Origin of the sequence: Streptomyces bugieae (assembly GCF_036352915.1) — a bacterium.
GTDB lineage: Bacteria > Actinomycetota > Actinomycetes > Streptomycetales > Streptomycetaceae > Streptomyces > Streptomyces endophytica.
Genome location: NZ_JAZBJP010000019.1, coordinates 59,745 through 83,717, shown reverse-complemented (window position 1 = coordinate 83,717; position 23,973 = coordinate 59,745). Strand labels below are relative to the sequence as shown.

The 23,973-nt window shown below is 72.0% G+C and carries 19 protein-coding genes; 12 read left to right on the top strand and 7 right to left on the bottom strand.

Annotated features, from left to right (window positions below; genetic code table 11):
• Window positions 1–36 precede the first annotated feature (36 nt).
• Window positions 37–2,019, top strand: coding sequence for an ATP-dependent DNA helicase (locus V2J85_RS25500; RefSeq protein WP_261955316.1), 1,983 nt, complete (start codon window positions 37–39; stop codon window positions 2,017–2,019).
• Window positions 2,020–2,139: 120 nt separating this feature from the next.
• Here the strand turns inward: V2J85_RS25500 and lexA are convergent, their stop codons facing one another.
• Window positions 2,140–2,943 (bottom strand): transcriptional repressor LexA, encoded by an 804-nt coding sequence (lexA, locus tag V2J85_RS25495; protein ID WP_261955315.1) that lies wholly within the window; start codon window positions 2,941–2,943, stop codon window positions 2,140–2,142.
• 479 nt (window positions 2,944–3,422) lie between these two features.
• On the opposite strand from lexA, the gene nrdR reads away from it, so the two are divergent.
• Together nrdR and V2J85_RS25485 are read left to right on the top strand one after the other, a co-directional pair.
• A complete protein-coding gene (gene nrdR, locus V2J85_RS25490) occupies window positions 3,423–3,950 on the top strand; it encodes a transcriptional regulator NrdR (RefSeq protein ID WP_261955314.1) in 528 nt (175 codons plus the stop codon).
• Window positions 3,951–4,073: 123 nt separating this feature from the next.
• Window positions 4,074–6,953: a vitamin B12-dependent ribonucleotide reductase gene (locus tag V2J85_RS25485; protein ID WP_330822825.1), complete on the top strand. Its 2,880-nt coding sequence runs from the start codon at window positions 4,074–4,076 to the stop codon at window positions 6,951–6,953.
• A gap of 70 nt (window positions 6,954–7,023) precedes the next feature.
• On the opposite strand, the gene V2J85_RS25480 is transcribed toward V2J85_RS25485, so the two are convergent.
• Window positions 7,024–8,295 (bottom strand): MFS transporter, encoded by a 1,272-nt coding sequence (locus V2J85_RS25480; protein ID WP_261955312.1) that lies wholly within the window; start codon window positions 8,293–8,295, stop codon window positions 7,024–7,026.
• Window positions 8,296–8,432: 137 nt separating this feature from the next.
• Here V2J85_RS25480 and V2J85_RS25475 point away from each other — a divergent pair, with 137 nt between their 5' ends.
• Window positions 8,433–8,999, top strand: a complete 567-nt coding sequence (locus V2J85_RS25475; protein WP_330822823.1) for a CGNR zinc finger domain-containing protein — start codon at window positions 8,433–8,435, stop codon at window positions 8,997–8,999.
• 70 nt (window positions 9,000–9,069) lie between these two features.
• Here the strand turns inward: V2J85_RS25475 and V2J85_RS25470 are convergent, their stop codons facing one another.
• Both V2J85_RS25470 and V2J85_RS25465 read right to left on the bottom strand, forming a co-directional pair.
• Entirely contained in the window at window positions 9,070–9,678 is a 609-nt protein-coding gene (locus tag V2J85_RS25470) for a TerD family protein (RefSeq protein WP_330822821.1), read from the bottom strand.
• 120 nt (window positions 9,679–9,798) lie between these two features.
• The gene (locus tag V2J85_RS25465; protein WP_261955309.1) at window positions 9,799–10,386 is read right to left on the bottom strand and encodes a TetR/AcrR family transcriptional regulator; all 588 of its coding nucleotides are present in this window, start codon (window positions 10,384–10,386) and stop codon (window positions 9,799–9,801) included.
• Window positions 10,387–10,531: 145 nt separating this feature from the next.
• On the opposite strand from V2J85_RS25465, the gene V2J85_RS25460 reads away from it, so the two are divergent.
• Complete coding sequence (locus tag V2J85_RS25460) at window positions 10,532–11,944, top strand: amidase (RefSeq protein WP_330822820.1); 1,413 nt, start codon at window positions 10,532–10,534, stop codon at window positions 11,942–11,944.
• A 60-nt stretch (window positions 11,945–12,004) separates the two neighbouring features.
• The gene (locus tag V2J85_RS25455; RefSeq protein WP_261955307.1) at window positions 12,005–12,610 is read left to right on the top strand and encodes a YdbC family protein; all 606 of its coding nucleotides are present in this window, start codon (window positions 12,005–12,007) and stop codon (window positions 12,608–12,610) included.
• Between the two features lie 28 nt (window positions 12,611–12,638).
• Here the strand turns inward: V2J85_RS25455 and V2J85_RS25450 are convergent, their stop codons facing one another.
• Window positions 12,639–13,316 (bottom strand): TetR/AcrR family transcriptional regulator, encoded by a 678-nt coding sequence (locus V2J85_RS25450; RefSeq protein WP_330822819.1) that lies wholly within the window; start codon window positions 13,314–13,316, stop codon window positions 12,639–12,641.
• A gap of 84 nt (window positions 13,317–13,400) precedes the next feature.
• On the opposite strand from V2J85_RS25450, the gene V2J85_RS25445 reads away from it, so the two are divergent.
• From V2J85_RS25445 to V2J85_RS25425, 5 genes are all read left to right on the top strand, one after another.
• The gene (locus V2J85_RS25445; RefSeq protein WP_330822818.1) at window positions 13,401–15,020 is read left to right on the top strand and encodes an ABC-F family ATP-binding cassette domain-containing protein; all 1,620 of its coding nucleotides are present in this window, start codon (window positions 13,401–13,403) and stop codon (window positions 15,018–15,020) included.
• 373 nt (window positions 15,021–15,393) lie between these two features.
• The gene (locus V2J85_RS25440) at window positions 15,394–16,053 is read left to right on the top strand and encodes a histidine phosphatase family protein (protein WP_330822817.1); all 660 of its coding nucleotides are present in this window, start codon (window positions 15,394–15,396) and stop codon (window positions 16,051–16,053) included.
• Between the two features lie 11 nt (window positions 16,054–16,064).
• On the top strand, window positions 16,065–16,973 hold the full coding sequence (locus tag V2J85_RS25435; RefSeq protein WP_261955303.1) for an ADP-ribosylglycohydrolase family protein: 909 nt from the start codon (window positions 16,065–16,067) through the stop codon (window positions 16,971–16,973).
• A 384-nt stretch (window positions 16,974–17,357) separates the two neighbouring features.
• On the top strand, window positions 17,358–18,059 hold the full coding sequence (locus V2J85_RS25430; protein WP_261955302.1) for a ribonuclease HII: 702 nt from the start codon (window positions 17,358–17,360) through the stop codon (window positions 18,057–18,059).
• A 66-nt stretch (window positions 18,060–18,125) separates the two neighbouring features.
• Complete coding sequence (locus V2J85_RS25425; protein ID WP_330822816.1) at window positions 18,126–18,773, top strand: hypothetical protein; 648 nt, start codon at window positions 18,126–18,128, stop codon at window positions 18,771–18,773.
• Between the two features lie 188 nt (window positions 18,774–18,961).
• Here the strand turns inward: V2J85_RS25425 and V2J85_RS25420 are convergent, their stop codons facing one another.
• Both V2J85_RS25420 and V2J85_RS25415 read right to left on the bottom strand, forming a co-directional pair.
• The gene (locus tag V2J85_RS25420; RefSeq protein WP_261955300.1) at window positions 18,962–19,669 is read right to left on the bottom strand and encodes a hypothetical protein; all 708 of its coding nucleotides are present in this window, start codon (window positions 19,667–19,669) and stop codon (window positions 18,962–18,964) included.
• Between the two features lie 293 nt (window positions 19,670–19,962).
• Window positions 19,963–22,128, bottom strand: a complete 2,166-nt coding sequence (locus tag V2J85_RS25415) for a RecQ family ATP-dependent DNA helicase (RefSeq protein ID WP_261955299.1) — start codon at window positions 22,126–22,128, stop codon at window positions 19,963–19,965.
• A gap of 575 nt (window positions 22,129–22,703) precedes the next feature.
• Here V2J85_RS25415 and V2J85_RS25410 point away from each other — a divergent pair.
• The gene (locus V2J85_RS25410) at window positions 22,704–23,930 is read left to right on the top strand and encodes a DUF4192 domain-containing protein (RefSeq protein ID WP_419836833.1); all 1,227 of its coding nucleotides are present in this window, start codon (window positions 22,704–22,706) and stop codon (window positions 23,928–23,930) included.
• Window positions 23,931–23,973 lie beyond the last annotated feature (43 nt).

Sequence of the window (23,973 nt, the reverse complement as noted above, 5' to 3'; positions counted from 1 at the left end):
CGCGGTGTCAGTGGTCCCGCGTAGGCTTGCAGCGCTATGACGAAGCCCTCCCTCCCCGATCTGCTCCACGCCGCCGTCACCGCCGTCGGCGGCACCGAGCGCCCCGGCCAGGTGGCGATGGCCGAGGCCGTCGCCGAGGCCGTCGACGACAGCTCCCACCTGCTGGTCCAGGCCGGCACCGGCACCGGAAAGTCCCTCGGCTATCTGGTGCCGGCGCTCGCCCACGGCGAGCGGGTGGTCGTCGCCACGGCCACCCTCGCGCTCCAGCGCCAGCTGGTGGAGCGCGATCTTCCGCGGACGGTGGACGCGCTCCACCCCCAGCTGCGCCGCCGCCCCGAGTTCGCCATGCTCAAGGGCCGCTCGAATTACCTGTGCCTGCACCGCCTCCACGAGGGCGCCCCGCAGGAAGAGGAGGACGGCCTCTTCGACGTCTTCGAGCAGGCCACCCCCACCAGCAAGCTCGGCAAGGACCTGCTGCGGCTGCGGGACTGGGCGGACGAGACCGAGACCGGCGACCGCGACGCCCTCACGCCCGGCGTCTCGGACCGCGCCTGGGGCCAGGTCTCGGTCTCCTCCCGGGAGTGCCTGGGCGCCTCGAAGTGCGCGTACGGCGCGGAGTGCTTCGCCGAGGCCGCCCGGGAGCGCGCCAAGCTGGCCGACGTGGTCGTCACCAACCACGCGCTGCTGGCCATCGACGCGATCGAGGGCGCCCCCGTCCTCCCGCAGCACGAGGTCCTGATCATCGACGAGGCCCATGAGCTGGTCTCCCGGGTCACCGGCGTCGCCACCGGCGAGCTCACCCCCGGCCAGGTCAACCGTGCCGTGCGCCGGGCCGCCAAGCTCGTCAACGAAAAGGCCGCCGATCAGCTGCAGACCGCCGCTGAGACCTTCGAGCGCCTGATGGAGCTGGCCCTGCCGGGCCGCCTGGAGGAGATCCCCGAGGACCTGGGCTACTGCCTCATGGCGCTGCGCGACGCGGCCCGGGAGGTCATCTCGGCGCTCGGCTCGACCCGCGACAAATCGGTGCAGGACGAGGACGCCGTCCGCAAGCAGGCGCTCGCCTCGGTGGAGAACGTCCACGCCGTCGCCGAGCGCATCGCCAACGGCTCCGAATACGACGTGGTCTGGTACGAACGCCACGACCGCTTCGGCGCGTCCCTGCGGGTGGCGCCGCTGTCCGTCTCGGGGCTGCTGCGCGAGAAGCTCTTCGAGGACCGTTCGGTGGTCCTCACCTCCGCCACGCTCAAGCTGGGCGGTGACTTCAACGGCGTCGCGGCCTCCCTGGGGCTCTCCCCGGAGGGCACCCAGCGCGAGGACGCACCCCCGTGGAAGGGCCTCGACGTCGGCTCGCCCTTCGACTACTCGAAGCAGGGGATCCTCTACGTCGCCAAGCACCTCGCCCAGCCGGGCCGGGAGGGCAGCCGCGGCGACATGCTCGACGAGCTCGCCGAGCTGATCGAGGCCGCCGGCGGGCGCACCCTGGGCCTGTTCTCGTCCATGCGGGCCGCCCAGGCCGCCGCCGAGGAACTGCGCGGCCGGCTGGACATGCCGATCCTGCTCCAGGGTGAGGAGACCCTCGGCGAGCTGATCCGGGCCTTCGCCGCCGACGCCCGGACCTGCCTGTTCGGCACGCTCTCCCTCTGGCAGGGCGTCGACGTGCCGGGCCCGAACTGCCAGCTGGTGGTGATGGACCGGGTGCCGTTCCCGCGCCCGGACGATCCGCTGATGAGCGCCCGGCAGAAGGCCGTCGAGGAGGCCGGCGGCAACGGCTTCATGGCCGTGGCGGCCACCCATGCCGCGCTGCTGATGGCCCAGGGCGCCGGCCGCCTGGTCCGTGCCACGGGCGACCGCGGAGTGGTGGCCGTATTGGACCCGCGGGTCGAGCGGGCCCGCTACGGCTCGTTCCTGCGCGCCTCGATGCCCGACTTCTGGTACACCACCGACCGGAACCAGGTCCGCCGCTCCCTGGCGGCCATCGACGCGGCCGCCAAGGCGGCGGAGGAGAAGTCGGAGCAGTAACGGGCGCGCGAGCCAGGGGGCGCAGAGCCCTGCTGCGGGTACCGGCCCGGTGGGTCCGATACGCACAGCAGGGCTCCGGGACCGGCGCAGTGGTCCCGGAGCCCGGTCGAGAGGGGTGGGTCAGACCCGCCGCAGTACGGCCACCACCTTGCCGAGGATGGTCGCCTCGTCACCGGGAATCGGCTGGTACGCGGAGTTGTGCGGCAGCAGCCACACATGGCCGTCCTCGCGCTTGAAGCGCTTCACGGTGGCCTCGCCGTCCAGCATGGCGGCGACGATGTCACCGTTCTCGGCGACCGGCTGGCGGCGGACCGTGACCCAGTCGCCGTCGCAGATCGCGGCTTCGATCATGGAGTCGCCGACGACCTTCAGGACGAACAGTTCACCGTCGCCGACGAGCTGGCGGGGGAGCGGGAAGACGTCCTCGACCGATTCCTCCGCGAGGATCGGGCCACCGGCGGCGATCCGGCCGACCAGCGGGACGTAGGACGCGGCCGGCTTGCCGGCGGTCTCCGTCGCGGCGCTGGTGGCGGTCTGGTCCGAGCCGCGGACCTCGTACGCCCGCGGGCGGTGCGGGTCGCGTCGCAGGAAGCCCTTGCGCTCCAGGGCCATGAGCTGGTGGGCGACGGACGAGGTGCTGGACAGCCCGACGGCCTGGCCGATCTCCCGCATGGACGGTGGATATCCGCGCCGCTGCACCGAATCCCGGATCACCTCGATCACCCTGCGCTGGCGGTCCGTGAGCCCCGAACTGTCCGCGCGGATTCCTGGGGGCCGGCCGGGAAGCGATCGGGCGGGCTTCTGCTCTTCGGAGTCCAACGTGGCGTCTTCCATCGGCGGCCGCGGTGCCTTTTGCGGCTGTTCGAACCGGCTCTGGGAGTGGCTCTGTGCGGTGATGGTCGCGCTGTCTGCGGTGGTGGTCACGTCGGCCCCTCTCGAAATGTTCTCCCTAGTTAGCCAACGGTAGTTGCTTTCGAAAGGTTGCGCCAAACACACGTTCGAGTGAAATATTCGCTGATTGGCTGACCCGATCAAGTGGCTGGGTGTATGGCCGAGCGACGAATTTTCGCGCGCAACGGAGGGGTCGTGCGGTCGGCCCGATTGTGTCATCCCCGCCCCGCCGCACCCCCCGGCGGGTGGCGTCCCGTACCCTCGTGGGCGGCCGTCCGGCCCGCCCCCCTCGCGACACGCGGTAGGCGGATGTAAGCGGGCCGACACCACATCTAGTGGTTAGATGCGATCGGCCGCCCACAAGTTGTGGTCCCTGGTCCTTCGGGGCGCGGGGATCGCCTATGCTTGGGGCTGCTCCGGAGGGCCCATGGGGACCGGCGGAGGTTATTCGTGGTGCGCCGGGATCGTTGGCGTACGTACGTCCGTATAGCGAGGGTGAGGAGGGTCGAGCCATGCACTGCCCCTTCTGCAGGCACCCCGACAGCCGGGTGGTCGACAGCCGGACGACGGACGACGGGACGGCGATCCGCCGGCGCCGCCAGTGCCCCGACTGCTCCCGCCGTTTCACGACCGTCGAGACGGCGTCCCTGATGGTGATCAAGCGGAGCGGGGTCACCGAGCCCTTCAGCCGCAACAAGGTCATCGCCGGGGTGCGGAAGGCGTGCCAGGGCCGCCCGGTCACCGAGGACGCGCTCGCCAAGCTCGGCCAGCGGGTCGAGGAAGCGGTGCGCGCGACCGGCAGCGCCGAGCTGTCCACCCATGACGTCGGGCTCGCCATACTGGGCCCGCTGCAGGAACTCGACCTCGTCGCGTACCTGCGCTTCGCGTCCGTTTACCGGGCCTTCGATTCGCTCGAGGACTTCGAGGCGGCCATTGCCGAGCTGCGGGAGCAGCGCGAGCAGGGCCCGCCCGGCCCGGGCTGCGGGAACGACGGGGAGGCCGACGCGGCCGTTCCCGTGCCCGCCACCGCCGCCGACTGAGCTCGGCGCGCATCCAGACCTGTATCGGGGCGAGAGCAGGGCGCCCCGGTAGCAGAAAGACAAACACCGTGCCACGGAATGCGTGCGCACATATGGGCGTTTGCCCGTATACAGGGAGGCGGAATGACAGAGACGACGAGCGGCCCGGCACGAGGCTCCCGCGCCAAGGGCAGCAAGGCGAGCAAGGGTCTGCGTATCGAGCGCATTCACACCACGCCCGGCGTGCATCCGTACGACGAGGTGGAATGGGCCAGCCGTGACGTCGTCATGACCAATTGGCGCGACGGCTCGGTCAATTTCGAGCAGCGTGGCGTCGAGTTCCCCGAATTCTGGTCGGTGAACGCGGTCAACATCGTCACGAGCAAGTACTTCCGTGGCGCGGTGGGCTCCCCGAGCCGCGAGTCGAGCCTCAAGCAGCTGATCGACCGCGTGGTCAAGACGTACCGCAAGAGCGGCGAGGAGAACGGTTACTTCGCCTCCCCGGCGGACGCCGAGATCTTCGAGCACGAGCTGGCGTACGCCCTGCTGCACCAGATCTTCAGCTTCAACTCCCCGGTGTGGTTCAACGTCGGCACCAAGCAGCCGCAGCAGGTCAGCGCCTGCTTCATCCTGTCCGTGGACGACTCCATGGAGTCGATCCTGGACTGGTACAAGGAAGAGGGGATGATCTTCAAGGGCGGCTCCGGTGCCGGTCTGAACCTCTCCCGCATCCGCTCCTCCAAGGAACTGCTCTCCTCCGGTGGCAACGCCTCCGGCCCGGTCTCCTTCATGCGCGGCGCCGACGCCTCCGCCGGAACGATCAAGTCCGGTGGCGCCACCCGCCGCGCGGCCAAGATGGTCGTGCTCGACGTCGACCACCCGGACGTCGAGGCCTTCATCGAGACCAAGGTGAAGGAGGAGGAGAAGATCCGCGCGCTGCGCGACGCGGGCTTCGACATGGACCTGGGCGGCGACGACATCACGTCCGTCCAGTACCAGAACGCCAACAACTCGGTCCGCGTGAACGACGAGTTCATGAAGGCCGTCGAGTCCGGCTCGAAGTTCGGCCTGCGCGGCCGCCTGACCGGTGAGGTCATCGAGGAGATCGACGCCAAGGGCCTGTTCCGCAAGATGGCGGAGGCCGCCTGGGCGTGCGCCGACCCCGGCATCCAGTACGACGACACCATCAACCACTGGCACACCTCGCCGGAGACGGGCCGGATCACCGCCTCCAACCCGTGCAGCGAGTACATGCACCTGGACAACTCCTCGTGCAACCTCGCCTCGCTCAACCTCCTGAAGTTCCTGCGCGACGACGACCTGGGCAACCAGTCCTTCGACGCCGAGCGCTTCGCCAAGGTCGTCGAGCTGGTCATCACCGCGATGGACATCTCCATCTGCTTCGCCGACTTCCCCACCCAGAAGATCGGTGAGACCACCCGCGCCTACCGCCAGCTGGGCATCGGCTACGCCAACCTGGGCGCCCTGCTGATGGCCACCGGCCACGCCTACGACTCCGACGGCGGCCGCGCGCTGGCCGGTGCCATCACCTCCCTGATGACCGGCACCTCCTACCGCCGCTCCGCCGAACTGGCCGCGGTCGTCGGCCCGTACGACGGCTACGCCCGGAACGCCGACGCCCACAAGCGCGTCATGAAGCAGCACTCGGACGCCAACGGCGCCGCGGTGCGCATGGACGACCTGGACACCCCGGTCTGGGCCGCGGCCACCGAGGCCTGGCAGGACGTGCTGCGCCTCGGCGAGAAGAACGGCTTCCGCAACGCCCAGGCGTCCGTGCTGGCCCCGACCGGCACGATCGGCCTGATGATGGACTGCGACACCACGGGCGTCGAGCCGGACCTGGCGCTGGTCAAGTTCAAGAAGCTGGTCGGCGGCGGCTCCATGCAGATCGTGAACAACACGGTCCCCAAGGCGCTCAAGCGGCTCGGCTACCAGCCCGAGCAGGTCGAGGCGATCGTCGCGCACATCGCCGACCACGGCAATGTCGTCAACGCCCCGGGCCTCAAGCCGGAGCACTACGAGGTCTTCGACTGCGCCATGGGCGAGCGCTCCATCTCCCCGATGGGCCACGTCCGCATGATGGCCGCCGCCCAGCCGTTCCTCTCCGGTGCCATCTCCAAGACGGTCAACGTCCCTGAGACGGCCACCGTGGAGGAGATCGAGGACGTCTACTTCCAGGGCTGGAAGCTCGGCCTGAAGGCGCTGGCGATCTACCGCGACAACTGCAAGGTCGGTCAGCCGCTCTCCGCCAAGAAGAAGGAGGAGGAGAAGAAGGCCGCGGTCGAGCCGGTCGCCGAGAAGATCGTCGAGTACCGCCCGGTCCGCAGGCGCCTCCCCAAGGGCCGTCCGGGGATCACCACCTCCTTCACGGTCGGCGGTGCCGAGGGCTACATGACCGCCAACTCCTACCCGGACGACGGTCTTGGCGAGGTCTTCCTGAAGATGTCCAAGCAGGGCTCGACCCTCGCGGGCATGATGGACGCCTTCTCCATCGCGGTGTCGGTCGGCCTCCAGTACGGCGTCCCGTTGGAGACCTACGTCTCGAAGTTCACCAACATGCGCTTCGAGCCGGCCGGTATGACCGACGACCCGGACGTGCGGATGGCGCAGTCGATCGTCGACTACATCTTCCGCCGCCTGGCGCTGGACTTCCTGCCGTTCGAGACCCGCTCGGCCCTGGGCATCCACTCCGTCGAGGAGCGCCAGCGCCACCTGGAGACCGGTTCCTACGAGCCGGCCGACGACGAGGTCGACGTCGAGGGCCTGGCCCAGTCGGCGCCGCGCCAGATCGACCCGCCGAAGGAGTCCACCCCGGCGGTGAAGATCGTCGAGGAGGCCGCCGCCCCGGCTCCCAAGCAGGCGCACACCAACGCCGAACTGGTCGAGATGCAGCTGGGCATCAACGCCGACGCCCCGCTGTGCTTCTCCTGCGGCACGAAGATGCAGCGCGCCGGCAGCTGCTACCTGTGCGAGGGCTGCGGGTCGACCAGCGGCTGCAGCTGAGCCTGTGACGGGCCGCCCCGGAGACCTCTCCGGGGCGGCCCGTACGGCCCGCTCGGCGGGCCGGCAGGGCTCAAGGACGTACGGAGGGGACCGGTCGAGCGCCGGTCCCCTCCGGCGTGCTCGGGGCACCGTCGCGGCCGCTCGTCCGGGGGCGGAGCAGAGCGTGCAGGGCCGCGGCGGCCAGCTGGACACCGGCGATGCCGGCCAGGAGGAGAGCCGGTGGCAGCGCGGCCGCCGCGCCGACGAGCGTCGCGCCCACGGCTGCCGCGGTGAACTTCAGTCCCGCCCCCAGGGTGAAGACCTGCGCGCGGGTCCGCGCCGGCGCGTGCGCGGCGCGAATGCGCAGCGTGGCGGTCAGCAACGGGCCGTCGCACACGCCCGCGAGGGCGAAGAGGGCCGGCCCGGCCACCGGGGAGGGGAGCAGCGCGGCGGCGGCCAGCGCCAGGCCGGTTCCGCACAGCGCGACGGTGGCGAGGCGGTGGTCCGGGAGGGGCGGCTGCCGGCGCGCCACCAGCAGCGAGCCGATGAGTGCCCCGAGGGCGAACGCGGTCATCAGGGCGCCACCCGCCCCCGGTTGTCCCCGATGGGCGGCCAGCAGCACCGTAGTGGTGGTGAGCCCGCCGAGGCCGCCGAACGCCAGACAGGTCGCCGCCGTGATGGCGCGCAGCTCACGGGTGCGCCATACGGCCGCGAGCCCGGCCATGAGGTCCGTGCGCAGCGTGGTGGCCGGCGCGGCGCCGGGGGCCGGCTGTTCCGTGTGTCCGAACGGCAGCCCGCCGGCCAGCGCCGCCCCCAGTGCCGCGGCGCCCCCGAGGAGCAGCGTGGCCGCGCCCGGTGAGGCCAGTGCCGCCACCGCGCTGACCACGGCGGGTCCGGCCACCGAGGCGGCGTTGTAGACGGTCGCGTCCAGGGCGTAGGCCCGGTCGCGCCGCCCACCCGTCGGCAGCAGAACGGCGATCAGGCTGGACAGCCCCCCGGAGACGACCGGGCCGCAAGCGCCGCCGGCCAGGGCGACGCCCAGCGTCACCGGCAGCGGGGCCCGCCCGAGGAACTGCGACAGTACGGCGATGGCCGCGGCGAAAACGCCCAGTGCCCCGAGGTGGCACAGCCGCAGGCGGCGTACCCGGGGAGCGAGGGCGCCCACCAGGGGAGCCGCGACCACATGCGGCGCCATCCAGGCGGTGAGGACGAACGCGCCCTGCGCCGCGCTCCCGGTCCGGTCCACCGCCAGCAGGACGACCGCCACGGCCATCCCTTCATCGGCGAGGCGGGCGAAGAAGGCGGTGGCCAGATAGAGCGGTAATCCGCTGCGTTCTCCCGGGGTGGCGGGCTGCCGCGGCATAGGCATCTCCAGATTTCCGGTGAGCGGACCGTGGCCCCAAGAATGCGGTGTAACGGCTTATTGACACAAGCCGTTACTCTGGAGAGGTGTGAACGGGATCATGGGTATGCGCCAGGAGCGCGGGGAGTGGGGAGTCCGTGACGGCTGAGGCGGCGGAGGCGCGGCGTGGGTACCGGCCCGCGGAGCGGCTGAAGGATCTGGTGAATGCGGTGCGCGCGGATCCCGGGATCTCCCGGGAGGCGCTGGCCGGGCTGCTCGCGCGCCATGGTGAACGCCAAGAGGACCTCACCGAGCAGGCGTTCACCAGAGAGGACGCCGAGGGGCTGCGGGCGGCCGCGGACCGGCTCGGCGCCCTCCTCGCCGAGCCCGACGTCGACCGGGCCGCCCACGCCATCAATGCGCTGCTGGCCGAATGCGGCGCCCGTCCGCACCTCTCGCGACACGACGGGCACACCTGGCATCTGCACATCGACCGGGGGGACGACGCGACCTGGGCCGAGTGGTTCATGGCCTCAAGTGCCCTGGCGCTGGCGCAGATCCTCACCGAATACGGCCGTATCCCCTGGGGAGAATGCGCCGCTCCGGGGTGCACCACGCTCTATCTGGGCCTCGGCCCCGGGAGCGCGCGCCGCTACTGCTCGACCGCCTGCGCGTCACGGGCTCGGGTCGCGGCGCACCGCCGCCGCAAGAGGGAGGGCGGATAGCCGCGCCCTCCATGAGGAGCGGCCCTACGGCGCCGGTCCCGTTCCAGTGGGTGCCGCAGGAACGCCTCGGTCAGTGCCCCATCAGCCGGGCGAAGTCGGCCGGTTCGGTGTCGAAGCCGCGGAGTGCGGCGTTGAAGTGCCAGCTGCCCGTCTCGTCCCGGGTGAACTCCGCGACCGTCGTGGCGGTCGACTGCGCGACCTCGGCGAAGCCGTGCGAGGCCAGGTCGGTGTAGCCCTGGCGGATGCGTACGGCCGCGTTGGCGACGTCGCCGAAGGTGATGCGGTCGTCGCCCTGTTGGATGGCCACGCCGACGACCACCCGTACGTAGGTCTCGGACAGCCGGTCCAGTTCGAGCGTCATGATCTCGTCCCAGCCGAAACCCTGGCCGGTCCGGCTGTCCCGGTTGAGATTGATGGTCCCGTCGGGTGACCTGCTGTCGAAGTGCACCAGGTAGGCCGGGTCGCCATGGGGTGCGTCGGCCGTGTAGGGCGCCGCGACGATGTCGAGGTCATGGTCCGGCATGCCCATCGGGCTCGGATCCCATTTGAGCGCTACTTCGACCTTCTCGATCCCTTTGTTGAGCGTGCTCACCGGGCTTCCCTTCCCTCGTCCCCCGGGGTACGGCACCGCCGACGCGGTCGCGCGGACGGTCCCCCGGGACTTCCCGTTGGTGACCATCGTGCCACGCCCCGTTCCCGAGGGTGCCCGGGAACTTCCCCTGGTCAGAGGTGACTTGAGGGCCTTCCAGGTGGCCGGAAAGTGCCCTTGGGGCCTCGGGGCGGGTGATTCGTATGCGCCTCAGGATGCCTTCTGGTTCCAGAGGTGGTGCAGATGGCCGTCGAGGACGTCCAGGGCGGCGGCGGGGGAGAGGTGGCCGATCAGGACGTGGGCGGTGAGGCCATCGGTGAGGGCGAGGAGTGCGCGTGCCGCCCGCTCCGGGGCTTCGGTTTCGGAAGCCTCGGAGATCAGTCGCGTGAACACCGTCTGCAGACCGGCGTAGTTGCTGCGCAGGATTTCGGCCAGTGCGGGGCTGACGGCGGCCTGGGCCACGAAGGCGAGCCAGACCCGGGCCTCGGCCCGGTGCTCGTCCCGGAGCAGTGCGACCTCGGTCGTGGCGTGGCCCAACGCGGTGCGGGCCGACTGTGCGGGCGAGGCGGTGAGCCGCGCCGCGACCCGTGCGCCGACCCGCTCGCCGATGTGGCCGAGCGCGAAGACCAGCATCTCCTCCTTGGTGCGGAAGCAGCGCTGCACGGCCCCCATGGACACCTCGGCGCGCGCCGCGACATCGCGCAGCGTCACCCCCTCCAGCCCGCTCTCGTCGGCGAGTTGACACACCGCCTCGGCGATCTGCCGACGTCGGCTCTCGTGGTCCACCTGCTTGGGCATCCCGTGCGCTCCGGTTTATTCGATGCGGGCGTATCGCTGGCAAGGTTACGATGCCGAACCGATGCAGGTGCATCGAAAAAACGGGGTGGTCCGGCACCCGCGGCGGAACGTACGACGTCCGGGCCCGGGCTCCGAAAGGGGAGAAATGCACAGCGCGTTGTGGAAGCTGACGGCCGCTGCCCAGGCGGCGGCGGTGCGCGACGGAGACGTGTCGGCGGTGGAGCTGGTAGACGCCCATCTGGCACGGATCGGTGAGGTCAACCCGGCCGTCAACGCCGTCACTCAGCTGCTCGCCGAACGTGCCCGGACCGAGGCGGCGGCGGTCGACCGCAAGCGCGCCGACGGGGCGGAACTGGGACCGCTCGCCGGGGTGCCGTTCACGGTGAAGGAGAGCACCGCCATCGAGGGTGTACCGACGACCTTCGGCGCGGAGCGCTTCCGTGGCCTCGTCGCACGCGCCGATGCGCCCCCAGTGGCAAGGCTGCGCGCGGCGGGCGGCATCCCCATCGGGCACAGCAATATGCCGACGCTCATCCTGGCCGGTGTCCACACCCGGAGCGAGCTGTTCGGGGACACCGCGAACCCCTGGAGCGGGGCGGTCACCCCGGGTGGCACGAGTGGTGGTGACGGTGCGGCCGTGGCGAGCGGTATGGCTCCGCTCGGCCTCGGCAACGACTCCGGAGGGTCGGTGCGCATCCCGGCGTCCTTCTGTGGAGTGGCCGGACTCAAGCCCACCTATGGGCGGTTCGCCGCCGATCACCGTATCGGACCCGACGATCCGTCCCTCGTGGCCCAGCTCCTCGTGGTCGACGGGCCGTTGGCCCGGACGGTCGGCGATCTCCGGCTCTCCTACGAGGTACTGGCAGGAGCCGATCCCTGCGACCCGAGGACGGTACCGGTGCCTCTGTACGGCGAGTCGCTGGGGCGGCCCGTCAAGGTGGCGATGGTGACCGACCCGGGTGGGCACGGTGTGCATCCCTCGGTGCGTGAGGCGGTGGAGAGCGCCGCGGACGCGCTCCGGGACGCCGGGTACGAGGTGAGCGAGGTGGCCGATGTGCCACGGCTGGACGAGGCCCTGGAGGCGTATGCCCGTATGACGCGCACCGAGTTCGCCACCACCTGGCCGGTGGTCAAGCCGCTGCTCGGCGAGGGCGGGCACCGCTACATCGAGCGGGGCATGGCCGAGGCCGCTCCTGTGGGGCTGACCGAGTACCTGCGGCTGACCGGTGTGCGGATGGGCATCCAACGGGCCTGGGCGCAGTTCCTGGAGGAGTATCCGCTGGTCCTGGGCCCGGTGTTCACCGAGCCGCCGTTCGCGCCGGGGGAGGAGGTGCGGGACGACGAGGGGTATCGGCGGGTGCAGAGCGCCATGCGGCTGTGCACGGCCACCAGCTTCGTGGGGGTGCCCGCGGTCGCCGTGCCCACCGGAGTGGTGGAGGGGCTCCCGTACGGCGTGCAGCTGATCGGCCGCTCCTACCGGGAGGACCTGTGTCTGGAGGCGGCCGAGGCGGTGGAGCGGCGGCTGGGCGTACTGACGCCCATCGATCCCCGTCCGTAAGGAAGTTCGGGGTGGTACGCACAGTGATCCGGATCGGCCCCCGGGCCGTACGATGGCGCGGTGCTGGTCAAGTGGATTCGCCTCACCGTAGTGGACCGTCGAGGGTTCGAGCGGGGGCAGCGGAAATGGGCGGGGCTGCTGGGTGAACCGGGGTTTCGTGGACAGGGCGGCGGATGGAGCCGGGGCCGGCCGGACGTGGCGCATCTGGTCGCCTTCTGGGAGAGCCGGGCGTTCTACGACTCCTTCATGGCCCGCTCGCACGACCGGCTCGCGGCCGCGCAGACCGGCACCTACAAGGACGCCCAAGTCCGGCTCTTCGAGCACGAATTCGACGTGAAGGTGGGCTTCCGGCCGGCGTTCGGTGACGTGGACGTGCTGCGGCTGGCGCACTGCCAGGTGCGCCAGGAACGCGTGGACCACTTCATGCTGATGCAGGAGAAGGTCTGGAACCCGGCGATGGCGGGCTCGCCGGGGATGCTCCGGGGGATGCTGGGGCGGGCGCCCGGGGAGGAGTTCCTTGTCCTCTCGATGTGGCAGTCGGCGGCGGAACGCGGGAAGTACCGGCCCGAACGGGTGGAGCGGCTGGCGCTGCGGGCCCAGATAGCCGCGGACGTCCGGGCGATCGCCGGGGACGTGGTGCAGCTCGAACCGTCCTGGACGGTGTGACCGGCCCGGCCCGCCCCGCCCGCAGGGGTCAGGAGGCCGCGTCCGGAGCGGCTCCCACGGTGTCGCCGCCGGCGAACACCCCCGCGCGTGTGGCGGCCAGTGTCGCCGCCACGGCCTGGTCGGCGAGTGCGAAGTCGATCGGCTCCCGGGTGATGAACAGGCGGAAGAAGAGCGGTGCCGAGACGGATCGGACGAGCGCGCCGGCATCCAGCGGCGTGGCCAACTCGCCGCGCTCGGCGGCGCGTTCCACGAGGGCCTCGCAGCGCGTGAACCGCTCGGCGTAGTAGGCGCGCAGGGCCTCCGCGGCCCGTTCCGACTGGAAGCCGGCGGCGATCATCGCGGAGCCCGACGCGGCCACCGCGGGATCGGTGAAGGAGGCGACGACCTCATGGGCGAGCGCCCGCAGATCGCCTTCCAGTGACCCGGTGTCCGGCGGGGTCCAGCTGTCCTCGCCCGCCAGGTCGAGGGCGTCCGCGACCAGGCCCTCGATGTCCTTCCAGCGGCGGTACAGCGTGGTCTTGTGCACGCCGGAGTGCTCGGCGACATATTCGACCGTCAGGCCGGGGTAGCCGTGCTCGGTGAGGCCGGCCAGCACGGCGTCGCGGACCGCGGCGCGGGTGCGGGCGGTCCGGCCGCCGGGGCGGCGGGTGCCGGGGGCGGAGGGCTCGGTGCTGCCGGCCTCGTCGTGCGCGGATTCTTCAGTCAATTGCAACTCCAGTTGCGTTAGTTGGGTGTGCCGTGTCATCATCAGAGTAACGCAACGAGGGTTGCGTTTGTCGGGGGAGGTTGTATGCCCACTCAGATCTCATTGCACGACATCACCAAGTCCCGTGGCGAGCGCCTGCTGCTCGACGGTGTCTCACTGTCGGTGCGGCCCGGCGAACGCGTCGGGATAGTGGGGGAGAACGGCGCCGGGAAGTCGACGCTGCTGCGCCTGATCGCGGGCGTCGAGCAGCCGGACGACGGTCATGTCGTGCTGACCGCCGACGGCGGCATCGGATACCTCGGACAGACCCCCGACCTTCCGCCGGACCGCACCGTCCAGGACGCGATCGACGCGGCCCTGGCCGATCTCAGGGACATGGAGCGCCGGCTCCGCACACTGGAGAGCGGACTCGGCGATGCCCCGGCCGCCCGGCTCGACGAGTACGGCGATCTGCTCACGCTGTTCGAGCTGCGCGGCGGCTATGAGGCCGACGCCCGCGTCGAGGCGGCCCTGCACGCCCTCGGGCTGGAAGGACTGGGCCACGACCGGCTGCTGGGCAGTCTCTCCGGCGGCGAGCAGGCCCGTCTGGGCCTCGCCTGTCTCATCGCCGCGGCCCCCGAGGTGATGCTCCTCGACGAACCGACCAACCACCTCGACGCCGCCGCGCTCGACTGGCTGGAGGGCGCCCTGCTCGCCCACCGGGGCACGATCCTCGCCGTCTCGCACGACCGGCTCTTCCTCCAGCGGATCGCCACCGCGATCGTCGAGGTCGACGCCGACCGTCGGGGACTCGTCCGCTACGGCGACGGCTACGGCACCTTCGTGGCGACCAAGGCCACCGCCCGCCGGCGCTGGGAGCAGGAATACGCCGCATGGTGCGGAGAGATCGCCCACCTCACCGACTTCGCGGCCGGCACGGCGCACGGCGTCGCCCCGGGCCGGGCCATCAAGGACGGCAACAAGATGGCGTACGACCGGGCCAAGGGCCGGGTCCAGGCATCGGTGTCCAGCAGGGTGCGCAACGCCCAGGAGCGGCTGCGCAGACTCAGGGAACACCCGGTCCCCAAGCCCCCGGAACCCCTCCGCTTCCGGGCGGCACCGGGGCTCGGCGGGACCGAGGGCACCCTCGTCCAGCTCGACGGCGTACGGGTCGGGGGCCGGCTCGCCGTGGACTCCCTCAGCATCACGGCGGGGGAGCGGCTGCTCATCCACGGCCCCAACGGCGCCGGCAAGACCACCCTGCTCAGGGTCCTGGCCGGTCTCACGGCACCGGACAGCGGCATGGTGCGGCGCCGCGGACGGATCGGCTTCCTCGCCCAGGAAATACCGGTCTCCCGCCCGGCCGAGCCGCTGCTGGACGCCTTCCGCCGGGGTCTGGCCGGCCATCCGGAAGAGCTGGCCGATCTGCTGCTGTCCTTCGGCCTGTTCCGCGAACGCGATCTCCAGGTGCCCGTCGGGGCGCTCTCGGCCGGTCAGCGGCGTCGCCTCGCGCTGGCCCGGCTGCTGGCCCGTCCGGCCGACCTGCTGCTGCTCGACGAACCCACCAACCACCTGGCCCTCGGCCTGGTCGAGGAGCTCGAAGCGGCACTGGCGGCCTGGCCCGGCGCCCTGGTCATGGTCACCCACGACCGCCTGCTCCGCCGGCGCTTCGGCGGCCACCCCTACGAAATACGTAACGGCCGCCCGGCCCTGGTCGCCGCCTGAGCCGGCTGCCTGCCGCGGTCACCGCCGCGACCGGTGCGGAGCCGAGCCGAAGGAGGCCGCCGCCCGCTCCCCCCCCCGCGGCCGTGTTCCCGTCCGTGCGCAAGCCGTACGCACCGGCGGGCGCCCACGCCGACCCGATCGACGGGACGAGCCGGGACCGGCCCCTCGAGTCCGGACCGGCCCATCGAGTCCGGACCAGCCCATCGAGGCCGGACACCACCGCCGGACACCACCTCCGGCGTCGGCACGGCCATGCCCTCGGCCCCCGGGCGCCCGGGCCACCCCGGGTGCCGAACGCCCCGGACAGTGCCGCGACGACAGCTGCGACGGGCCGCGTGCGACATGTACAGGGCAGGCGTTTTAGGCTGGCCGCATGGCTCGCCCCCGACGCATCGTGCTCCTCCGGCATGGCGAGTCGGAGGGGAACATCGACGACTCCATCTACGAGCGGGAACCGGATCACGCCCTCTCCCTCACCAAGACGGGGCGGCGGCAGGCGGAGGAGGCAGGCGGCCCGCTCCGCGAGATGTTCGGCGACGAGCGGATCTCCGCCTACGTCTCGCCCTACCGGCGCACCCACCAGACCTTCCGTGAGCTCGCCCTCGACCCGGGGAGGGTCCGGGTGCGCGAGGAGCCGCGGCTGCGCGAGCAGGACTGGGGGAACTGGCAGGACCGCGACGACGTACGGCTGCAGAAGGCGTACCGGGACGCGTACGGCCACTTCTTCTACCGCTTCGCCCAGGGCGAGTCCGGTGCGGACGTCTACGACCGGGTCGGGGCGTTCCTGGAGAGCCTGTGGCGCAGCTTCGAGGATCCGAACCATCCGCCGAACGTCCTGATCGTCACGCACGGTCTCACCATGCGGCTGTTCTGCATGCGCTGGTTCCACTGGAGCGTCGCCGAATTCGAGTCGCTGTCCAACCCGGGAAACGCCGAATGGCGCACCCTGCTGCTCGGTCCGGACGGTCGCTACACCCTCGACCGGCCTTTCGAGCGCTGGTGTGAACCCGAGCCTTATGGCATCACCGGTTAAAGTGCACACCGATGACCCCCGACCACCGTGACGCAGACCGCTGTGCGCGGGCTCTGGCGAGCCTGCGCGGACTGTCCGTGGGCGATGCCCTCGGATCCCAGTTCTTCGTCCCCGCCCACTATCCCGCCCTCAAGCGCCGCGAGCTGCCGCCCACCCCGTGGCAGTGGACCGACGACACGGAAATGGCCTGCTCCGTCCTGGCCGTGCTCGTCGCGCACGGCCGGATCGACCAGGACGCCCTGGCCGCCTCCTTCGCAGGCCACCACGACTTCGACCGCGGCTACGGTCCGGCCGTCAACCGCCTGCTCCGGCTGATCCGCGAGGGCGGCGACTGGCGCGAGCTGTCGTCGGCGCTCTTCAACGGCCAGGGGTCCTGGGGCAACGGCGCCGCCATGCGCATCGCCCCCCTGGGCGCGTGGTACGCCGACGACCCCGAGCAGGCCACGCACCAGGCGGAGATCTCCGCCTACACCACCCACCAGCACCGCGAGGCCGTGGTCGGCGCCATGGCCGTGGCCGCGGCGGCCGCCCTGGTCGCCGACCCGAGCCGGCGGACCGGCCCCGAGGAGCTGCTCGACGGGGTGCTGGAGCTGATCCCGCGCAGCGCCGTACAGGCCGGACTCCGCCGGGCCCGGGACATGCTCGACTACGCCGACTCCGGCACCGTCGCCGCCGTCCTGGGCTGCGGCCGGCGCACCAGCGCCCATGACACCGTGCCCTTCACCCTGTGGGCGGCGGCCCGCCATCTCGGCAACTACGAGAAGGCCTTCTGGACCACCGTGCGGGCCGGCGGCGACGTCGACACCACCTGCGGCATCGTCGGCGGGATCGTCGCCGCCGACCCCGCCGGCGCGCCCCCTGCGGCATGGCTGGAGGGCACCGAGCCCCTCCCGTCCTGGGCCCCCACCCTCGAAGACTGACCGCACCCACCGCACCCACCGCACTGACTGCATCCACCGCACTGACCGCACGCCTGCCCACACCTGCCTCGCGGCGCCGCGCCACCGTGACGCCGCGTCCCGCTGCCCCGGGAGCTGATCCGCCCCCCCGTACCCGGCCGAGCTCCGGACGCGGCCGCTGGCGCCAACGGGCGGCGCGAACCCACCACTTCGCGCTGCCCACTCGCGTCCGAGAAAGTGAACGGCAACGATCCGCCGGGGCCGGAAGGCCACACACCGGCGGCTCACGTACCCATCGGTAGGGTCACCCGCCCGGTCCGTCCGCTCCCGCACCGCCACGGATTGCGGCCAGGTGTGGATCCGATGCGGAACGCTGGGCCGAATAGGCGTAATCTGGCTGGCGCCATGCCGTACGAGCCCCCCACCCATACTGTCGAGCGATCATTGCGCGCCACGACGGGCGCCAAGATCGTTGCAGGGATCGACGAGGTCGGACGCGGAGCCTGGGCCGGACCGGTCAGCGTCTGCGCGGCCATCACCGGACTCCGCCGACCGCCCGACGGACTCACCGATTCCAAGCTGCTGACCCACAAGCGCCGCGCCGAACTGTGCGCAGTGCTCGGTCAGTGGGTCACCGCGTACGCCCTGGGGCACTCCTCGCCGCAGGAGATCGACGAGCTGGGGATGACCGCGGCGCTGCGGCTCGCGGCCGTACGCGCCCTGGAGGCGCTGCCGGTCCGTCCGGACGCGATCATCCTCGACGGCAAGCACAACTACCTGGGCACGCCGTGGCAGGTCCGCACGGTCATCAAGGGGGACCAGTCCTGCATCGCGGTTGCCGCCGCGTCCGTGCTCGCCAAGGTGCAGCGCGACGCGATGATGGCCGAAGTGGGCCTGGAATACGCCGACTTCGACTTCGCGACCAACGCCGGCTACCCGTCGCCGACCCATCGCATCGCCCTGGAGGAGTACGGACCCACGCCGCACCACCGAGTGTCGTGGTCCTACATGGACGCGCTGCCCCGGTGGCGGCATCTGAAGAAGGTGCGCATCACCCCCGAAGCAGCCGCTCTGGAAGCCGGCGGCCAACTCGGCTTCGACTTCTGAGCGGTGCGGGCATCAATTCGGTACCCGATGACGTGTCCCGCACTTACGTTTGATAGACATCCCTTTATGCCTCTCATCCCCGAGGAGCCTCAGATTCACGAGAGTGTCCCGGGTCCCCGCGCAACTCCGGCCGCCGGCCGTACCGCGCCGACCCCCCGTCCTGTCCCTGGCCCCGGTCCCCGCCCCGCGCCGCCGCGCGGTGCACCCGCGGCCAGTGCCCGTCCGGGCAAGCCCGGACCCGCTGCCCCGCCGCGTGGGCCTGTCGCCGCTCCGCCGGCGCAGCGCACCGGCTCCCCGCAGCCCCCGGCCGACACGACCGGCACGGCCGGAGCCCAGCTCCAGCTGATTCCGGCGCCCGCCGCCGGTGCCATCGACGCCGCCGACGAAGCCGTCGACCTGCTGCTGGACTCGGGGCGTGCCCCGGGTGAAATCCTGGTGCTCACCACGGGCGAGACCCACCCGTGGGCCGCGCACGAGCTGTCCTTCGGCGAGGCGTCCTACTGGGCCCAACACGACGCCGCGGACGACGTGTTCTACGCGGACGCCGGGGCCGAGCGTGCCACCGGCCGCCCCGTCGTGATCGTCGCCGTGAACGGCGGCACGGACGAGATCGCCGCGCGGGCGCTGCCGTCGGCGATGGCCCGCGCCGGAACGCTGTTGATCGTCTGCGGCGACCCGCAGCGGATCAACACCGCCCTCGGCGCCGGCGTCTGACCGCTCCGGCTCGCAGCAGCCCGTCGGCCTCCCCGGCCGTCGGGCTCGCCTGCGTTCCCGCACGGCCCCGGCCTCGCTTGCGGGTACGGCTCGCGCGTCTTCCACGGCTCGCGCCTTCTCGTACGGCCATGTCCCCGCGTACGGCCGGTTTTTCGTGCGGTCTTGCGCTCCCGTACGGCGCGAGGTGATCAGCGTGCCGCCGTGTGCCGGTGGGCCTCAGGTGCCCCGCCACCGGTGCTCCGTGGCGCCGGCCGGCCTTGTGCGACGACCGTGGCCGTACGGGGTGTGTCCGGGCGCGGTGCCGTGCCGCGGCGCGCCGCGGCGAAGCCCGCTCCCGTAGGACGGGCGTCCGTGCGCCGCTTGTCCTTGGCCGAAGGCCCGGGGCGGCGCCCGCCCCGGCCCTCGCCCAGGACTTGCCAGCGCTCGGGGGTCAGCGCGATGTACGCGCCGCAGCGCAGACCGTGCAGCGTGCAGGCGTCGCGCAGCCCCCACATCCACGCCCCGTCGGTCTCCGTCCAACGGGGGTCCCCGTCACGGCAGTAGAGCAGCACAGCCGTCCGGACCGGGGCGCGCAACCGGAGGTCGTGCGGGATCACCCGGCGCAGATGCGCCAGCAAGGCATTACGGAACTCCCAGCCGTCGGGGGCGGCCGCGGGCTCGGTGAAGGACGCGCTGGCCGTCACCCGATCCTGCGGATCGAGCACCGCCACGATCGCCGTCGACGTCCCCGGACGATGCCGCTCGTGCAGACCGGCGACGACCTCACGGGGATTGCGCAGCAGGGGTATGCCTGCCGATGCCCACTCGGCGGGCTCCAGCATCCGGCCCAGCCGGGCGGCGGGATCGGTCAATGAGGGCGGCGCAAGGCGCGGCGGCGGGACGAAGTCGAAGGTCATGGTCCTCCCTTCGTCCACGCGTCAGCGCATCGGTCGGAGTCCTGACGTCCGAGCACCAGGGCATGACCGAGCGTGACCGCGGAACGGCCGGTACGGGGAAGCACCTCCAATTCTTGCGGTCGTACAGGCATGCGGGCAACGAGCAATTCCCTCAGGAGACTGGAATCGCGCCATGTGTGACGAATGTTCCCTGCTGTCGCACCCGTGAGCCGGCCCCGGCCCGAGCCGTCGGCAGCGGACCCCCGACGGCCACGGTTCCACCGAACGCCCGTTGATCACGCCCGGACCGTCACCTACGCCTGCACGGCGAGGACCAGCGGAAACACCCCCTCGGCTCCGGCCCGGCGCAGCAGACGGGCGGCCACCGCCAGCGTCCAGCCGGTGTCGGCGTAGTCGTCCACCAGGAGCACCGGACCGCCCACGGACGCGAGGCTCTGCGCCAGCTGTGGCGGTACGCCGAGTGAGCCGTGCAGCGCGCGCAGCCGCTGGGCGCTGTTGCTGCGCGGAATCCTGGTGTCGGCGCCGTCCTCCTCCGAGGTCACCACGCCCAGGAACGGCATCCGGCCGACCGCCGCGATCCGCTCGGCCAGCGAGTGGATCAGCTGGGGCCTGGTACGCGAGGAGAGGCAGACCACCCCCACCGGGCGGGCCGGTGCGTCCGCCTCGCCGGATGCCCAACCGCCGGGCCCCTTCGCCCAGTCGGCGAGGACCGTGACCACCGCGGAGGCCACATCGTCCGGAATCGGACCGTCCGGTGCCTGTGCCGCGAGCATCGGGCGCAGTCGATTGCCCCAGCCGATGTCGGAGAGCCGGCCCAGGGCCCGGCCGGTCGTGGCCAGCTCGCCCGCCGGAATGCGCCCCTTGAGGTCGAGGCCGACGGCCGGCAGCCCCGTCGGCCACATCCGCCGCGGCTCCACCTCCACGCCCGGACGCCCCAGCTCACCGCGCGCGGCATCCAGCGACGCGGCCGACACCTCGGCGCTGAACCGCGCACCGGCGCAGTTGTCGCACCGGCCGCAGGCGGCCGCCGCCTCGTCGTCCAACTGCCGCCGCAGGAACTCCATCCGGCAGCCGGTCGTGGTGGCGTAGTCGCGCATCGCCTGCTGCTCGGCCTCGCGCTGCCGCGTCACCCAGGCATAGCGCTCCGCGTCGTACGCCCAGGGCCGGCCCGTGGAGATCCAGCCGCCCTTGACGCGCTGCACGGCGCCGTCCACGTCGAGCACCTTGAGCATGATCTCCAGGCGCGAGCGGCGCAGTTCGACCTGCGGCTCCAGGGCCGGCAGTGACACCGGCCGGCCGGCGGCGGCCAGCACGTCCAGGGTCTGGCGCACCTGTTCCTCGGGAGGAAAGGCCAGCGAGGCGAAGTACTTCCAGATCGCCTCGTCCTCCCGGCCGGGCAGCAGCAGCACCTCGGCGTGCTCGACGCCACGGCCGGCCCGGCCCACCTGCTGGTAGTACGCGATCGGTGACGACGGCGAGCCCAGATGCACCACGAACCCCAGATCGGGCTTGTCGAAGCCCATGCCCAGGGCGGAGGTGGCCACCAGCGCCTTGACGCGGTTGGCGAGCAGATCGTCCTCGGCCTGCTGGCGGTCGGCGTTCTCGGTCTTGCCGGTGTACGACGCGACCGTGTGCCCGCGGTGACGCAGGAAGGCGGTGACTTCTTCGGCGGCGGCGACGGTGAGGGTGTAGATGATCCCCGAACCCGGGAGCTCGTGCAGATGGTCCGCGAGCCAGGCCAGCCGGTGTGCGGCGTCCGGCAGCGGCAGCACCCCCAGACTCAGGCTCTCCCGGTCCAGCGGACCGCGCAGCACCAGCGCCTCGGCCGTCCCCTCACCCGTCCCGAGCTGTTCGGCGACATCGGCGGTCACCCGCGCGTTCGCCGTCGCGGTGGTGGCGAGCACGGGCACACCCGGCGGAAGATCGGCGAGCATCGTGCGCAGCCGCCGGTAGTCGGGGCGGAAGTCGTGGCCCCAGTCGGAGATGCAGTGCGCCTCGTCGACCACCAGCAGCCCCGTCGCCGCCGCGAGCTTGGGCAGTACCTGATCACGGAAATCAGGGTTGTTGAGCCGCTCGGGACTCACCAGCAGGACATCCACCTCACCCGCCGCCACCTCGGCCTGGACGGTGTCCCACTCCTCGGTGTTGGCCGAATTGATCGTGCGCGCGCGGATCCCGGCCCGAGCCGCCGCCTCCACCTGATTGCGCATCAGGGCGAGCAGCGGAGAGACGATCACGGTCGGTCCGCTGCCGCGCTCGCGCAGCAGCGCGGTCGCGACGAAATAGACCGCCGACTTGCCCCAGCCCGTGCGCTGCACGACCAGCGCGCGACGACGCTCGGCGACCAGGGCCTCGATCGCCCGCCACTGGTCCTCGCGCAGCCGGGCCGTACCGCCGGGATCGCCGACGAGCCGGGTCAGGACGGCATCGGCCGCGGCACGCAGATCTTCGTTGCTCATGCCCCCATGCAACCCGATGCCACTGACAATGCGCGAACCCCGCCCGAGCCTGTGGATAACTCGTCACCCAGAGTTATCCACAGGGGTCGCGGCGCAGCGACCGATCGCGAGATCTTCGAGCCATGAATCCGCAGAGCGAACCGCGAAAGCGCAAGACCGACCCCAACTCACCTACGTCCCCGGCGACTTCCGAGACGTCCCCGTCGCCCTCCGACGCACCCACCCCTCCGAACCCTTCGACCTCCTCGACCCCGTCCACGCCATCCACGCCGCCCACGCCATCCACCCAGCCCACCCCTTCCAGCTCCCCGAGGCCCTCGGCGCCCTTCAACCCCTCGCCCCCTCCCACCCCCTCGATCCCGGGCCCGAGTCCCTCTCCGGAGTCCTCCCACGCGCCGACCGATCCCCGGCCCACCGACCCTGCGGACCCCACCGAGACCTTCCGCCCCGCCGGCGCAGCCGACGCCCCGCACCCCTCCGTACCGACACCTGCCGATGCGCTTCCGGAGCCGTCCGCGGAGTCCCAGGTCACCCTGCGAGGCCCGGCCGAGCTGGCCGACGCGCTGCCGTACTTGATGGGCTTCTATCCGGACGACAGCGTGGTCCTGGTCGCGCTGCACGGCGAGCGCGGACGGTTCGGCGGCCGGGTCCGGCTCGGCATTCCGGCGGACCGGACGCAATGGCCCGACGTCGCCGACCAGCTCGCCGAATGCCTGATCCCGGCCGGTCAGGACGGGCCGCCGCGGCCCACGGCGATCATCGTCTACCTCTGTCAGGAGCCCGCGGCGGGCGAGAACGGCCGCGACGTCAGGGACCGGCTCCAGCCGTTCGCCCAGCGGCTGCGCACGGCCTGTGGAGCGCTCGACGTCCCCGTCCTCGAAGCCCTCTGCCTCTCCAACGGGCGCTTCTGGTCCTACTGCTGCCCCGACTTCCGGTGCTGCCCCGCGGACGGCACCCAGATGGTGATGCCGGGCACGTCCGTCATGGCCGCCGCGGCCGCCTACGCCGGAATGCAGGTGCGCGGTTCGCTCAAGGAGATGGAGGCCAGGCTGCGGCCCCGCACCGGGCAGCGGGCCGCCGAACAGGAAAGGGCCCTGGACGCGGCGGCCCGGGCACTGCTGCCCCGGATGCTCCGGCCGGACGGCGCGGCGGTCGTACGGAAGGACACCCTCGAACTGGCCGCCGCAATGATCCACCGCTTCCGCCAGGACACCCCCGCGGGCAGCAACCGGGCCCGGGACGCCTGCGACGACGCGCTGATCACCAACGCCGAGGCGGCCAGCCTCATCCTCGGGCTCCAGGACCGGGTCACCCGTGACCGGGCGGCGGAGTGGATGGACGGCACGGCGGCCGCCCCCGCCCTCCGCCTGTGGCGGGCCCTCGCCCGCCGCTGCGCCGGAAGCTATGCCGAGCACGCCACGGCACCGCTCACCCTGGCCGGATGGGTCAGCTGGTCCACGGAGGACGGCCCCTCGGCGCGGGTGGCCCTCGGGTGCGCCCTCTCGCTCGACCCCGACTACACCTTCGCCCAGTTGCTGCACTGCGCGATCAACGAGGGGCTCGACCCTGAACCACTGCGCCGCTGCCTGCGCGAGCAACACGAGGAGGCGGCGAGCACCACAGGCTGCGCGCCCAGCTCCGGCGCGAAGCGATCCCGGTCCGCGAAGCGCCCGGCGCCCGGCCGTGCCACGCCGCCCTCCGGACGTCCTCGGGGACCCCGCGGCGGTACGGGCCCCGGGGCGCGTACGACCGGGGGACGTGGCGGGCGGCGGAGCGGTCATGACGACCGGAGCCGGCGGTGACCGCCCGGTCGTTGTGCGGCCGGCGTGACCTGGGCGCCGGCCG